At 45.6% G+C, this 272-nt stretch carries 1 protein-coding gene; it reads left to right on the top strand.

Features of this window, described 5'->3' with window-relative positions:
- A partial coding sequence (locus P2081_RS21310; protein ID WP_278924713.1) for a ubiquitin-like protein occupies window positions 1-272 on the top strand: 272 nt, incomplete at both ends.

Here is a 272-nt window from a genome sequence, read left to right as displayed (position 1 = left end):
ATCAGACACCATCGAAAATGTGAAAGCCAAGATCCAAGACAAAGAGGGAATCCCACCAGACCAACAGCGTTTAATCTTCGCTGGCAAACAACTGGAAGATGGCCGAACACTTTCTGATTACAATATTCAAAAGGAATCCACCCTCCACCTGGTCTTGAGGCTTCGTGGTGGAATGCAAATCTTTGTAAAGACCCTTACCGGGAAGACCATCACCTTGGAAGTTGAGCCATCAGACACCATCGAAAATGTGAAAGCCAAGATCCAAGACAAAG

This window comes from Pseudophaeobacter profundi (assembly GCF_029697505.1).
In the GTDB taxonomy this organism is placed as follows: Bacteria; Pseudomonadota; Alphaproteobacteria; order Rhodobacterales; family Rhodobacteraceae; genus Pseudophaeobacter; species Pseudophaeobacter profundi.
This window is presented reverse-complemented; position numbering and strand designations above follow the sequence as displayed.